A 12,891-nucleotide genomic window follows, 5' to 3' on the forward strand; every position below is an offset into this window, starting at 1 on the left:
CCACACGAATCGCTGACGGAGTAGGCGCCGGCGCGAATCCGGGGACGGGCGTCACGCACTCTCCTCGGCTTTCCACCCCCAGACGGTGAGCATGCCGGCCGACAGCGCGGCACATTCGGCGGAGTCGAGGTACCGGACCGCCTCGTCGACGGCCGCCTCGTCGACGAGGCCGGTGGCGAGCATCGCCGCTCGGCTCCGCTCCCAGGTGTCCGCCCAGAAGCGGCTGATGGGGCTGCCCGGCAGCAGCGGCGGCACATGGATCTCGGCGGCGACGGAGCCGAGCCCCGCCTCACGCAGCAGGTGAGGGTACGAGGGCACCCAGGAGACGTCGGTGCCGATGGTGGCCCGCAGGCCTTGCCACATCGCCCGAATCACCGCGCTGTACGGCGTTTCGGGCGTCCGGTCGCCCGTCAGGTCGACCGCGTCGCTGAGCACCAGCACACCGCCGGGCGCGACGAGTTCGGCCAGCGCGCTGATCAGGCGGTCGCGCTCGGGCAGGTGCATCAGCACGAAGCGGGCGTGGACGAGCGAGAACACCCCGGGCAGGGCGTCCGGCGCGCTGATGTCGACCTCCAGCACGTCCAGCCCCGGCACCGGCCGCGCGCCGAGGAAGCGTACGTCGCGGTCCACGGCGAGCACACTCGCCACCCCGGCTTCCTCCAGCAGTCGGCGGGAGACCGTGCCCGTGCCTGCGCCGACGTCGAGGCAGTGCCAGCCCGGTCCGACCCCGAGGGCCCGCAGTCGCGCCATGGTGGTGTCGTCGTAGGCGAGGGCGCCGAAGTCGATGCGCTCGGCCTCGCCCGCCTGTTCGGGACGGAAGACGGCCTCGCCGTAGCGGCCACCGTCCGGCGCGTCCCCGCGCGCGGCGCCGCTCACGTCGCGCTCGGTACGACGTCGGGGGTGCGGACCGGGTCACCTGCCGGTGCCCGGTCGGCAGGCGGCCGGCACAGCGGGTCGTCGAACGGTTTCATGACCGGACCTCTTCACACGGTGGGGGCGGGCCGGGCGACCGTCGAGGCCGCCACCCCACCGATCTTCTACGGGCGGCAGCCCCCACGACCGAGGCGCGCCGTGCCTGAGCCGATCGGCCGTGGGGGAGGGGGACGCGCCCGCACCCCCGTGGCAGGCGGTTCCGCGGCTGCCCTCGTACTGCCCGACGAGCGCGCCCTGAGGCTGCTGATGGCCGCCGAGGCCGGACAGGCCCGACTGTCACATCCCCATGGCGGACCTGTCACAGGGCCCCGCCGAAACTCCCCCCGCGCTGCCGTCGCCCGTCCCGGCCATGGCACCATGCCCTTTTTGGCATCACCGTCCAGGGGGGACACCATGCGCACCCGCGCAACCACGATCGCCACCGCGGCCCTGCTCCTCGCCGCGCTCACCGCCTGCTCCTCGTCCGACGAAACCCCGGCCGCGAGCGACAGCGGTACACCCGCCGCCGAGCCCACGGTCAGCGTTCCGGCGGACCACGAAGGCGACGACCTCAAGGCCGCCGTCGCCGTCTACACCGCCGCCTACTTCGCCGGCGACACGGAGACCGCGTACGGCATGCTGTCGGCGCGCTGCGCCAAGGAGATCACCAAGGACGCGTACGCCGGCGTCGTGCAGCAGGCGAAGACGGACTACGGATCCGACCACGCGGTGACGGACGTGCAGGCCGACGTGTCGGGGGACCTCGGCCGGGCCACCTACAAGGTGGAGGGCCTGCCCAAGTTCGACCAGACGAAGCAGCCGTGGACGTTGGAGGGCGACGCCTGGAAGTACGACGCCTGCTGACCGGGCGCGACAGTTCGTCCGCTGGTCACCCGAGACGGGTGCCGCTGCGGGACCCGATGTGGTCGGGCGGTGCGCTGCCGGCCGGCAGCAGCGGGTCGGTCTCGGGCGGGCCCCAGGTCGAGACCAGGGGAAGGACACCGGCCCAGATCCCGAGGGCGGCGTCGTGTCCGTCCCCGTCGTCCGGCCCGCCCGTGCGTATCTTGACCGACGCTTCCTCGAGCGAGAGGGCGAGCAGGGCCGTCGCCGCCAGTTCCTTGCGGTTGGGACGGCGCGCGTAGTCCCACTGTGCCGGTGCGGCCTGTTCGGTCAGGCAGCGCAGCCCGGCGAGCTTCTCCTCCGGGTCCGTGACCAGGCGTGGCACGCCGTAGATCATCGCGCTGCGGTAGTTCACGCCGTGTTCGAACACCGACCGGGCGAGGACGAGGCCGTCGATGTGCGTCACGGTGACGCACACCGTGGCCGCGGGCGAGGCGATCAGGCTTCGGCCGGCCACCGAACCATGGAAATAGAGGCTCCGCCGGTCGTTCCCGTAGACGGTGGGAACGACCATCGGGTGCCCGTCGACGACCACTCCGAGGTGGCAGACGAAGCCCGCGTCCAGGATCGCGTCGAGTGCGCCGCGGTCCAGGCTGCCCTGCTCCCGCAGGCGACGGTGACGGGTGCGGTCGGTGTTCGGCAGGGTGGGAGGGAGGGGGCTGTCGGTCACGTCGGTCCTTTCGCTGCGTACGCAGTCAGAAGCTACCGATATCGTCACTGGGAAGCCAGATGGCAACTGGATCGGTTTCCTGATGGCTTGAGTTCAACTGAAACCGAAGCTCTCGTGATCCCGTCCGGTGAGGGGACTTCGTCCTCGTCTTCACGCCGGAGGGCGAACCCTACGAGCCGTTCTTCGCGGGCTGAGACGCGGGCGGGCGGGCCCACCGGGCCCCGTGTGAAGGGTCGGCACCCGCCTCGCCTATACCTGCCTGGGCGCCGCGGAAAGTGACGTGGTGCCGTCCCCACTGTTCCGGCAGGCGCATCCCGCGGCGGTTTTTGCCTCGGTGACGGTCAGCGCGGCATCGACAGCGGATTCGGACGGGGTGCAGCAGGCGTCGACCCCGCAGCACGCCTCAGCCGGCTCCCCTGTCCCGGTGGGGAGTTCGGCCGTCAGCGGCTTTGTGGCGCGGACGATCGCGGAGTGCATGCCTTCCGCGACCGAGTGGGTCGGGGTGATCGTGACCTCGCCGAACCCGGCTGCCTCCAGGCCGGCGCGGTATTCGGCGAAAGAGAGCGCGCCCGCAATGCATCCGGCGTAGTCACCGCGTTCGGCCCGCCGATCGGGGGTGAGGGCGTCGTCGGCGACGACATCGGAGACACCGATCCGGCCGCCGGGCTTGAGTACGCGGAAGGTCTCGGCGAACACGGCCGGCTTGTCGACGGACAGGTTGATCACACAGTTCGAGATCACCACGTCGATGGTGTCGGCCGGGAGCGGGATGGCCTCGATGTCGCCCTTGAGGAACTCCACGTTCGTCGCGCCCGCCTTCCGTGCGTTGGCCAGGGCCAGGGAGAGCATCTCCTCGGTCATGTCCAGCCCGTACGCCTTGCCGGCCGGGCCGACGCGGCGGGCGGAGAGCAGCACGTCGATGCCGCCGCCGGAACCGAGGTCGAGGACACGCTCGCCCTCGCGCAGCTCCGCGACGGCGGTGGGGTTGCCGCAGCCGAGGGAGGCGGCCACCGCCTCGGCCGGCAGGACGTCGCGCTCGTCGGCGGCGTACAGGGTGGAGCCGAAGTTCTCGTCGACCTCGACCGCCTGGGGGCCGCAACAGGCGGCGCCGCCCTCGGTGACGTTCAAGGCTGCCGCGGCGTAGCGCCGACGGACGGTTTCGCGCAGGTCGGTGGTCTGTTCGTTCATGAGGCACTCCTGGACGAAGGGGCATGGCGGCGCCCCGGAACGGCCTGTATTGATGTTCGTTGATGCAAGCCTGCGCCTTGAATCGAAAAACGTCAACATAGAGAAATGTCGAAGCAGAAGCGTGAGGTGCTCGGCCACCACCTGCCGCCAGTGCCTCGCCGCCGCCCCTCTCGACGAGGAGAGCGAGGGTGCTCGCGGACCCGCCGCCCTGCCCGGATCCGGGCGCCATCGCGGACACTGGACAACAGGAGAGGGGAGGTCGACCGTGCTGACCGTAGTCCGTGAGCGGCTGGGCCGGGCCCTGTTCCGCCGCGTGGCCGGGCCCGACGGACCGGCGACACGTGCCCGCATCCACCACACCCCCGGGCCGCGCTGGTTCGAACCGGACCGCCCGATCCGGGTGGTCCACGGGGACGCCTCGATGTTCATCGGTGGGCTGAGCGCGCTGCTGCTGCAGTCCCTGCACCCGCTCGCCATGGCGGCGGTGGCCGGGCATTCCGGATACCGCGGAGACCCGTGGGGCCGACTGCAACGCACCAGCACCTTTCTCGCCGTCACGACCTACGGCACGGCCGAGGACGCTCAGCTGGCGGTCGACATCGTCCGCCACATCCATGAGCGGATCCGCGGGACGACGGCCGACGGCGTGCCCTACCACGCGGCCGATCCGCACCTGCTCGGCTGGGTGCACGCAGCCGAGACGGACAGCTTCCTGCGGGCCCACGAGCGCTTCGGCGCCCACCCGCTGGACGCCGCGGGGTACGACGCCTACGTCGCCGACACCGCGCGGGTCGCCGAGGCGCTGGGGGTGAGCGACCCACCGCGCGACCGACGCGAGCTGCGCGAGCGGCTGACCGCCTACCGGCCCGAACTCAGGACCACCTCCCAGGCCCGCGCCGCCGCCCGCTTCCTGCTGTTCCGGCCGCCCCTGCCCCTCGCCGTACGGCCCTTCTACGGCGGGCTGGGCGCGAACGCCGTCGTGCTGCTCCCGCCCTGGGCCCGGGGCATGCTGTGGCTGCCCCGGGTGCCGGTAGTCGAGGATCTCGCCGTACGCCCCACCGGACAGGCCCTGACCCGGACCATCCGCTGGGTCATGACCCCACCGCGCGAGTCCCGCCCGGCGTGATCGCGCGTCATCCCGTGTTGCGGGCGGCCCCCACGAGTCGGTTTCCCGAAGCCGAAGCCGAAGCTATCGCCGACGCGAGTGATCCTCGTCGGCGTCGGCGTCGGTGCCGGTGAGATGAGGCTGTTCGGTGGCCGCCCAGGTGGCGAGCAGCCGTAGGGCGTCGTGGTCGGGAGTGCCGGGGGCGCTGCTGTAGGCGGTGAGGGTCAGGCCGGGCTGGGCGGGCAGTTCCATGGCGTCGAAGTCGAGGGTGATCTCGCCGACGGCGGGGTGGCGGAAGGACTTGCGGCCGGTGTGGTGCAGGCGCACGTTGTGCTTGGCCCAGGCGGTGCGGAACTCCTCGCTGCGGGTGACGAGTTCGCCGACCAGCCCGGTCAGGTCGCTGTCGTGCGGGGCCCGCCCGGCTTCGGTGCGCAGCAGGGCGACGGTGGTGTTCACGGACCCCTCCCAGTCGGGGAAGAAGGCGCGGCCGCCCGGGTCGAGGAACTGGAAGCGGGCGATGTTGACCGGCAGCACGGCGTCATGGGTGAACAACGGGGAGTACAGGGCGCGGCCGAGGCTGTTGACGGCGAGGATGTCCAGCCGGCCGTTGCGGATGAAGGCCGGGGAGTCGGTCATGGAGTTCAGGACGCGCAGGACGCTGTCGGGGAGCGGGCCGCGGGCCCGCCTGGCACGACGGACAGGACGCTTGGCGGCGGCGCGGGCCAGGTCGTGGAGATGGGCGCGCTCGGCGTCGTCCAGCTGGAGGGCGTTCGCCACGGCGTCGAGGACCTCCTCCGAGGCACCGGCGAGGTGGCCGCGCTCCAGGCGGACGTAGTAGTCGATACTGACGCCCGCGAGCAGGGCGACCTCCTCGCGACGCAGGCCCGGCACGCGCCGATTGCCACCGTAGGCTGGCAGACCGGCCTGCTGCGGGGTGATCTTGGCGCGGCGGGAGGCCAGGAAGGCGCGGATGTCGCTCTCGGTGCTCACGCACTCCAGGCTAGGCCGGGCGGTACCCCCGTGGGGGGCCCTGTCAGTACCGGTAACGGCAGACCCTTCTCCACCTCCTCGACCGCGTGTTTCCTCGTTCGTGGCAGCCGTCGGGGAACCGGTCCCCGCTCGGTCCCTCCGGTCCCCGCTGGGTCCCTCCGGTCCCCGCTGGCCCCCCGGTTCCGGCCGCCGCGCGGTGGCCGTCCCGACCGACATTCGATGGGACTGGGGGACTGGTCTGGCCTTCTACGCGGGCCGGCCCCAGGCCATGACCAGCGATCACCCGGCTCAAGAGGATCGCCGACGAGCGAAGCGTCTGAACAGCACGGCAGGGCGCATCGCCACCGTCCCGGCACCGCCGCGCCCGCCTCCCCTCGATCAAGGATTCAAGCCATGGAACACATCACCGAGACCCCCACCCTCAAGGCCCCGGCCGAGCGCTTCACCGGTGACGTCTACCTCAACATGATCTCGACTCCCGCGGAGCCGGCCCGCCTGGCCGCCGCTCTCGTGCGCTTCACCCCCGGCGCCCGCACCAACTGGCATGCACACGCTCTGGGGCAGGTCCTGCACGTCACCGACGGTGTCGGGCTGGTGGGCACCCGTGACGGCAAGGTCGTCCGCGTCAGCGCCGGTGAGACCGTCCGGTGTCCGGCCGCCGAGGAGCACTGGCACGGCGCCACCGGCACCACCCTCATGGCCCACTTCGCCCTGGTGGTCGGTGACGGCAGCGGCGACGGAACCACCTGGCTGGAGCCGGTCACCGACGACGAGTACGCGGCCGCCGTCGCCGGCTGACCGCCGAGCGCCGCGAAAGCGACGAAGGGCTCGCGACGACTGGTCGTCGTCTGCCGGACAGAAGAGGCGTCCCTCAGCCGGCCGGCCCGTCGACCGCTCGCCGACCGCAACCCCATGCGTGGTGTCGTGATGCACGCCCCCGGTGACTTTCGGGTGGAAGAGCGCGAGGACCCGAAGATCCTGCACCCGACCGATGCCGTGATCAGGGTGTCGGCGTCCTGCGTGTGCGGCTCGGACCTGTGGCCCTACCGCGGGGCCGAGCCCATCGACGGACCGTCCCCCATCGGCCACGAGTACGTCGGGGTCGTGGAGGAGGTCGGCAGCGCCGTCACCACCGTCAAGCCCGGCCAGTTCGTGGTCGGCGGCTTCTCGGCCTCCGACAACTCCTGCGAGAACTGCCGCGCCGGCTACCGGACTTCCTGAAGCCCTGACCCGACGATCCGGACACCGCGGCCGCCTGATCACTTCGGGTCGGCACCGTGCGGGCCGGGCATGAGGTGATCGAGGTGGCGAACGAGTGAGGCGAGGGACTCCAGCGGGTCCTGGCCGGCGGTGTCGACGACGACGTGCTCCCGGTCCCAGACTTCGTGGTCGCGGTTCAGGACCTGCTGCCAGTCGGGCAGCGGCAGGTCCGGGATGTCGATCGAGCGTGAGGTGACACGGTGCCGGTGCTCGGCCGGATCCGAGCAGATCACCTCGACCTCGACGACGGGGACGTCCGCCGCGCGGCCCGCGTCCCGCCAGGAGTCGCGCGTGACGGTCAGTGGGTTCACCGATTCCGCGATCACGGTGAGGCCCTGCCGGAGATGCTCCTCGGCCAGGGCGTATCCGACGGCGTAGCCCACCGGTCCGAGCGGGTGCCGGGCCTGTCCGGTGCGGACGATGGCCTGCTCGATCGTGTCGATGCGCAGGTGCACCGCGCCGATACGTCGGGCCAGCAGTCGCGACAGCGTGGTCTTGCCGGTGCCGGGCAGTCCGCCGATGACGATGAGCATGCGCTTCATGCTGCCTTACCGCACCTCTGCCGTACCGCGTCCGAGAGACAGGCACCGTACGACCTCCGCCTGGCAGGCGCCGTACGGCCTCCGCCGGGCGGGTGCCGTATCGCATGCCCTGGGCAGGCGCACGCCGCGATGGGCCTCCCTGCCGCGCGATGAGACGGTGGTGCCTGCCCCTCCGGGCGGCAGTATCCGGGCTGCCGGCCCGGTGACGACGGACTCGCCTGCCCCCGCGATCGGCAGGGGGGAGGGGGCGGCGCAGACCTCCCCAGGCAGAGCCGCCCCCGGCATCACAGCTGCCACACCCCGCATGCCCGCGAAACGGTCCCGCACACCTGTGTCCTGGGGGACGGGGAGAAACGTGGCGATCAGAAGCATGCGCGGGTACGCGTTCACGGTCGCACCCGAACACGGATCACGAGCTGCCCAGGGCCAGCCCCGAACCCGTGAGCCGCACCCGGATGCCGTCCTTCTCCACCCGGACGTACCGCAGCCGCATGTCCCCCTGCTCGGGCTCCGGCAGTTCGAAGGCGAGGGAGAGCCGGTCGGCGAGGACCGGGCGGGTGAGCCGGGACAGGGCGTCGAGGAGGTCGGGGTCGAGACCCAGCCCGCGGAGCACCTCGGGGTTGTCCAGGGCCAGGTCGATGAGGTTGAGGGTCTGGGCCTGGCGGGCGAAGCGCGGGGAGCCGGTCAGTTCGGCCAGCTTGCCGTCGTTGCTGAGGGCCTCGCGCGCGGTCGCCCTGGGCACCCCCAGTCGCTGCACGATCGCCGGGACCGACAGCAGCGCCTTCGCCTTGCGGGTCTCCCGGGCGAGGTCGGCGGACGCTTTCGGGGTGAGGTGCAGGCCGTCCGAGGCGCGCCTGCCGGGGCGGTAGGTGGCCAGGTCCCCGATGTCCAGGCGTATGCCGCCGATCCGTGTGCCGATGCCCCGCTCGCCCTGTCGCTTGATCGTGGCCTCGGCGCGCAGTCGTAGGTCGTGCCCTGCGACCGGCAGGATGCCCCGGGCCCTGACCCGGTCGCGGCCGTCCCCGGTGAACATCACCTGGGACGCGCCGAGTTCGCGGTTGAGGTCGGCGAAGGACAGCAGGACGTCACCGTCGAGCCGGGGGATGCGGGCGCCGCGCACGGAGGTGAACCCGTCGGCGTCCAGCCGGATGTCGTGGGCCGTGGCCGACACCTTCGCCAGCGACACCCGGTCGGCGGACACGTCCGGCACCGTCACCCGTACCGAATCCAGCCGCTTGTCGGCGAGTTGGGTGAGGAAGGGGAAGCCGCCGATCTCCACCTCGGGCGCCGCGGCCAGGTCCATCCGGTCCTTGAGGGTGTCCGCCGCCCTGTGCTCGGCGTACAGCAGTGCCCAGCGGTCGGCGAGGGTGACGAAGGCGGCGAGGACGACCAGGCCCACCACCGCCTTCACCGCGAGCGGAAGACCGGCGAACCGGCCCCGCCGGCGCCGGCCGCCGCGGCGGTGGACGGGCGGGGTCCACTCGGGCTCCTGTTCCGGCTCCTGCTCCGCCCGTTGCCCGGCGGTGCCCTCGCCCGGGAACTCGTCCAGAGGGCCGTCGTCGAGGGCGCCGAGTTCCTCGTAGGGATTGTGCGGCGCTTCGGAGCGGTCGTAGGGACGGGGATGCGGATCCATGCGGTGGGGGGTGCGCATCGACTCATCCGAACACGCGCACCACCCCCGCCCGCAAGCTGAACCCCGGGTATGCGACCTAGTTCACGAAAATGATCTCCGGTTCCCCCGCGGCGGACCGATCGGTCGCATGGCCGGGGCGTTCGCCGTCCGGTACGGGAAGCCCCCATGGCCGCCCGGAAAGCCCCCGTGGCCGTAGGGGCCCGACCGCGTCGCCGCTGGCCGTGCGCAGGTCATACAGTCCTCGCAGCAGCTGTACGACGAGTTGGGGAAGGGCCGATGCAGCACACGACGACGCCTGACGGGGTCCGTATCGCCTACCAGGTCCGAGGCGAGGGAGCGCCGCTCGTTCTGCTGGCGGGTCAGGCGAACAACCACCACTGGTGGGACGGGGTGCGCGACGACTTCCACACCGAACGCAGCACCCTCACGCTCGACTACCGCGGTACGGGGGAGAGTGACAAGCCCGACACCCCCTACAGCACCGAGCTCTTCGCGCAGGACGTGATCGCGGTGCTCGACGAACTCGGCATCGACCGGGCCGACGTCTACGGCACGTCCATGGGCGGACGCGTGGGTCAGCAGCTCGCGGCCCGCCGTCCGGAGCGTGTGCGCGCCCTGGTGCTCGGCTGCACGTCGCCCGGCGGCCCGCACGCCGTCGAACGCGACAACGACGTGCGCAGGTCGCTGGTACAACCCCAACCCGGCGCGGCCCGGCAGGCCTTGCTCGATCTGATGTACACCCCGGGCTGGCTCGCGACACACCCCGGCCCCCATCGGACGCTCGGCGACCCGGCCATGCCCCCGCATGCCCAGCGTCGCCACCTGGTGGCCAGCAACCAGCACGACGCCTGGGACCTCCTGCCCGCCATCAGCGCACCCACCCTGGTCGTGCACGGCAGCGACGACCTGCTCAACCCCGCCGCCAACGCGCCTCTGCTCGCGGAGCGCATTCCCGGCGCCCGGCTGCACATGATCTCCGGAGCGCGGCACGCCTACTTCGAGGAGTTCCGAGCCGTCGCGAGCCCGCTCGTCCTGGACTTCCTCACCACGGCGCCGCCCCGGTGACGGAGTCGGGCCGTCGCACGTGTGACCGTGACCGTGATCATGCCTGGGCCAGGGGGAGTTCGCCGGTGAGGATCATCCGGATGCCGGGACCGACCGCGGGAAGCGCGGGCCGCGGCCGTGGGTAGGACCAGGACACTCGCTCAGGTGTACCGGCACTTCGGTGAGGTCGACGCCGCCGGGACATCGCCGCTGTACGAGCGCGTCGCCGTCGCCCTGAGCGAGTCCGACGAGGCGCTGGACGCCATCCGGACAGCACCGGCGCGCAAGCGGCACCCCGCACTGATCCTCGCCGCGCTGCACGACCTCGCCCTCGCCGGACGCGCCCCGGCGCTCGCCGCGGCCTACGCGTCGGCGGACGGCGACGCCGCCGCCGACGCGGCGATCGACACGCTGCTGCGCATGACCGGCCCGGTCGTGGCGATCGCCGCGCGCCGGCAGACGCGGGCCGACGAGACCGGACGCTCCGCGGTGCTGTATCCGGCCATCGCCGAGGCGGCCCGCCGGGTAGGGGCGCACACGGTGGGTCTGATCGACGTGGGCCGCTCGGCCGCCCTGAATCTGCAGGTCGATCGCGTCGGCATCTCGTACGGCGACGGACGCTCGCTGGGCGACCCGTCGTCCCCCGTCCAGCTGTCGTCGTCGGTCGTGGGAGACCGGCCCGTCCCGACACGGGCGATGCCCGAGGTCGTCGCCCGCGTCGGCGTCGACCTCGATCCGGTCGACGTGACGGACACGGACGACGCCCGATGGCTGCGCGCCTGCCTCCCGCCCGATCAACCGGAGCGGGCCGCGAGGCTCGAAGCCGAGATGGCGTTGGCGGCGACAGCCCCTCCGCTGCTGCTGCGAGGCGACGCCGTCGAGGTGCTGCCCGACGCCCTCGCCCGGGTGCCCGCGGACGTTCTGCCGGTCGTCACCACGACGTGGGCCCTGTCGCGGTTCCCGCTCGAGAGCCGTCCGCGCTTCCTGCACCGGCTCTGCGAGGCGGCGGTCGACCGGCCGGTGGCGTGGGTGTCGGCGGAAGGGGTCGGAGTCGCGCCGACGGTACCGACGCTCGGCGACCGCCGCGCCTCCGGTCACAGCATCATCGGCCTGGTCGTCCTCGACGGACCGGCCGTGCGCTCCGAGGCCGTCGGCCGCTGCTGGTCGCGCGGTCGCCTGCTGGCGTGGCTGGCGGGGTCCTGATTTCGGGCGCTCGGACCGCAAACCGAAGGCGACACCTGAACGGCTCCGGATGAGCGCCCGGCGGTGTTGCGGCCCAGGCCCGACGCCCGTGGGCGACGACGTCCGCAGCGTGCATTGCTCGGCACAACCGTGGAAGAAGGGCCCCATGACTTCACTCACGGAACAGCAGAACCTGGCCGACTTCTACGACTTCGAGTCCGCTCTCACGGAGGAGGAGCGCAAGGTCCTGCTCAGGACGAGGGCGTTCATGCGCGACGAGGTCCAGCCCCTCGTGGCCGAGCACTGGGCCGACGGCACCTTCCCCATGGAGCTGATCAGTCGTTTCCGAGAGAGTGGACTGGTCGGACTGTCGTACGAAGGCTATGGCGACCACGGACCCGCCGCCGGCCATCTGCTGACCGGGATGATGGCGATGGAGATGAGCCGGGTCGACGCTTCGGTCGCCACCTTCTTCGGCGTCCACAACGGACTCGCCATGTACGCGATCCACGCCTGCGGCGACCAGGCCCAGCGCGACCGCTGGCTGCCCGGCATGGCGAGGATGGACACCATCGGGGCGTTCGCCCTCACGGAGCCGCTCGACGGCTCCGACATCGCGGCCGGCATGCAGACCACCGCCCGGCGGGACGGCGACACCTGGGTGCTCGACGGCGCCAAGCGCTGGATCGGCAACGCCACCTTCGCCGACCACGTCGTCGTCTGGGCCCGCGATGTCGACGACGACCAGGTCAAGGGATTCGTCGTAGACAAGGGCACACCGGGATTCAAGGCGGAGAAGATCGCCCACAAGACGTCGCTGCGCATCGTCGAGAACGCGGACGTCACGCTCACCGACGTCCGGGTGCCGGAAAGCGACCGGCTTCAGAACGCGTCCTCCTTCCGTGACGTCGCGGAGGTCCTGCGCGCCACGCGCAGTGGAGTCGCCTGGCAGGCCCTCGGTGTCATGATCGGCGCGTACGAGCTGGCGCTGCGCTACGCCACGCAGAGGCAGCAGTTCGGCCGTCCGCTCGCGGGCTTCCAGCTCGTGCAGGACCTCCTGGTGAAGAGCTTGGGCAACATCACTTCGAGCTGGGGCATGCTGCACCGGCTCGCCGCGTTGCAGGACGCGGGGGTGTTCCGGGACGAGCACTCGTCCCTGGCCAAGGCCCACGTCACCGCCCGTATGCGCGAGGTCGTCGCCTGGTCCCGGGAGATCTTCGGGGGCAACGGCATCGTCCTGGAGTACGACGTGGCGCGCTTCTTCGCGGATGCGGAGGCCATCTACTCGTTCGAAGGCACCAGGGAGATGAACACGCTGATCGTCGGGAAGGCGATCACCGGGCAGAGCGCCTTCGTCTGATCGGCCGGGGGAGCGGCGCCGAGGACGCATCGGCGCAGGGATCGGTGAAAACGTTCAGGGATCGGTGAAAACGGCCGGTCGGGGTACTCGGATCTGCCCCAGGTT

At 71.9% G+C, this 12,891-nt stretch carries 12 protein-coding genes and 1 pseudogene; 7 read left to right on the top strand and 6 right to left on the bottom strand.

Annotation, left to right across the window (positions count from 1 at the left end; translation table 11 throughout):
• Positions 1–51: 51 nt before the first annotated feature.
• Complete coding sequence (locus tag ASD48_RS28235; RefSeq protein WP_057604556.1) at positions 52–876, bottom strand: methyltransferase; 825 nt, start codon at positions 874–876, stop codon at positions 52–54.
• A 450-nt stretch (positions 877–1,326) separates the two neighbouring features.
• Here ASD48_RS28235 and ASD48_RS28240 point away from each other — a divergent pair, with 450 nt between their 5' ends.
• On the top strand, positions 1,327–1,776 hold the full coding sequence (locus ASD48_RS28240) for a hypothetical protein (protein WP_057604557.1): 450 nt from the start codon (positions 1,327–1,329) through the stop codon (positions 1,774–1,776).
• 25 nt (positions 1,777–1,801) lie between these two features.
• On the opposite strand, the gene ASD48_RS28245 is transcribed toward ASD48_RS28240, so the two are convergent.
• Entirely contained in the window at positions 1,802–2,482 is a 681-nt protein-coding gene (locus tag ASD48_RS28245) for a pyridoxamine 5'-phosphate oxidase family protein (protein WP_057604558.1), read from the bottom strand.
• Between the two features lie 249 nt (positions 2,483–2,731).
• On the bottom strand, positions 2,732–3,670 hold the full coding sequence (gene arsM / locus ASD48_RS28250) for an arsenite methyltransferase (RefSeq protein WP_057604559.1): 939 nt from the start codon (positions 3,668–3,670) through the stop codon (positions 2,732–2,734).
• Positions 3,671–3,935: 265 nt separating this feature from the next.
• On the opposite strand from arsM, the gene ASD48_RS28255 reads away from it, so the two are divergent.
• The gene (locus ASD48_RS28255) at positions 3,936–4,796 is read left to right on the top strand and encodes an oxygenase MpaB family protein (protein WP_057604560.1); all 861 of its coding nucleotides are present in this window, start codon (positions 3,936–3,938) and stop codon (positions 4,794–4,796) included.
• A gap of 63 nt (positions 4,797–4,859) precedes the next feature.
• Here the strand turns inward: ASD48_RS28255 and ASD48_RS28260 are convergent, their stop codons facing one another.
• Positions 4,860–5,765, bottom strand: a complete 906-nt coding sequence (locus tag ASD48_RS28260; RefSeq protein ID WP_057604561.1) for a helix-turn-helix transcriptional regulator — start codon at positions 5,763–5,765, stop codon at positions 4,860–4,862.
• A 393-nt stretch (positions 5,766–6,158) separates the two neighbouring features.
• On the opposite strand from ASD48_RS28260, the gene ASD48_RS28265 reads away from it, so the two are divergent.
• Positions 6,159–6,563 (top strand): cupin domain-containing protein, encoded by a 405-nt coding sequence (locus tag ASD48_RS28265; protein WP_057604562.1) that lies wholly within the window; start codon positions 6,159–6,161, stop codon positions 6,561–6,563.
• A gap of 114 nt (positions 6,564–6,677) precedes the next feature.
• Positions 6,678–6,983, top strand: a pseudogene (locus ASD48_RS28270) (alcohol dehydrogenase catalytic domain-containing protein); the annotation flags it as partial.
• Positions 6,984–7,024: 41 nt separating this feature from the next.
• Here the strand turns inward: ASD48_RS28270 and ASD48_RS28275 are convergent.
• Together ASD48_RS28275 and ASD48_RS28280 are read right to left on the bottom strand one after the other, a co-directional pair.
• Positions 7,025–7,558, bottom strand: a complete 534-nt coding sequence (locus tag ASD48_RS28275; RefSeq protein WP_057605024.1) for an AAA family ATPase — start codon at positions 7,556–7,558, stop codon at positions 7,025–7,027.
• 418 nt (positions 7,559–7,976) lie between these two features.
• Positions 7,977–9,218 (bottom strand): DUF2993 domain-containing protein, encoded by a 1,242-nt coding sequence (locus ASD48_RS28280; protein WP_057604564.1) that lies wholly within the window; start codon positions 9,216–9,218, stop codon positions 7,977–7,979.
• A gap of 258 nt (positions 9,219–9,476) precedes the next feature.
• Here ASD48_RS28280 and ASD48_RS28285 point away from each other — a divergent pair, with 258 nt between their 5' ends.
• From ASD48_RS28285 to ASD48_RS28295, 3 genes are all read left to right on the top strand, one after another.
• Positions 9,477–10,265 (top strand): alpha/beta fold hydrolase, encoded by a 789-nt coding sequence (locus tag ASD48_RS28285; RefSeq protein ID WP_057604565.1) that lies wholly within the window; start codon positions 9,477–9,479, stop codon positions 10,263–10,265.
• A gap of 144 nt (positions 10,266–10,409) precedes the next feature.
• Positions 10,410–11,447: a DUF2332 domain-containing protein gene (locus ASD48_RS28290; RefSeq protein ID WP_199875993.1), complete on the top strand. Its 1,038-nt coding sequence runs from the start codon at positions 10,410–10,412 to the stop codon at positions 11,445–11,447.
• 145 nt (positions 11,448–11,592) lie between these two features.
• Positions 11,593–12,786 (top strand): acyl-CoA dehydrogenase family protein, encoded by a 1,194-nt coding sequence (locus ASD48_RS28295; protein ID WP_057604567.1) that lies wholly within the window; start codon positions 11,593–11,595, stop codon positions 12,784–12,786.
• Positions 12,787–12,891: the final 105 nt, after the last annotated feature.

Source organism: Streptomyces sp. Root1310 (assembly GCF_001426425.1).
Taxonomy (GTDB): domain Bacteria; phylum Actinomycetota; class Actinomycetes; order Streptomycetales; family Streptomycetaceae; genus Streptomyces.

Bases quoted from the DNA above. Each gene is read 5' to 3' on its own strand.
- arsM (WP_057604559.1), bottom strand. From the start codon at position 3,670: ATGAACGAACAGACCACCGACCTGCGCGAAACCGTCCGTCGGCGCTAC.
- ASD48_RS28275 (WP_057605024.1), bottom strand. From the start codon at position 7,558: ATGCTCATCGTCATCGGCGGACTGCCCGGCACCGGCAAGACCACGCTG.
- ASD48_RS28285 (WP_057604565.1), top strand. From the start codon at position 9,477: ATGCAGCACACGACGACGCCTGACGGGGTCCGTATCGCCTACCAGGTC.
- ASD48_RS28295 (WP_057604567.1), top strand. From the start codon at position 11,593: ATGACTTCACTCACGGAACAGCAGAACCTGGCCGACTTCTACGACTTC.
- ASD48_RS28280 (WP_057604564.1), bottom strand. From the start codon at position 9,218: ATGCGCACCCCCCACCGCATGGATCCGCATCCCCGTCCCTACGACCGC.
- ASD48_RS28265 (WP_057604562.1), top strand. From the start codon at position 6,159: ATGGAACACATCACCGAGACCCCCACCCTCAAGGCCCCGGCCGAGCGC.
- ASD48_RS28240 (WP_057604557.1), top strand. From the start codon at position 1,327: ATGCGCACCCGCGCAACCACGATCGCCACCGCGGCCCTGCTCCTCGCC.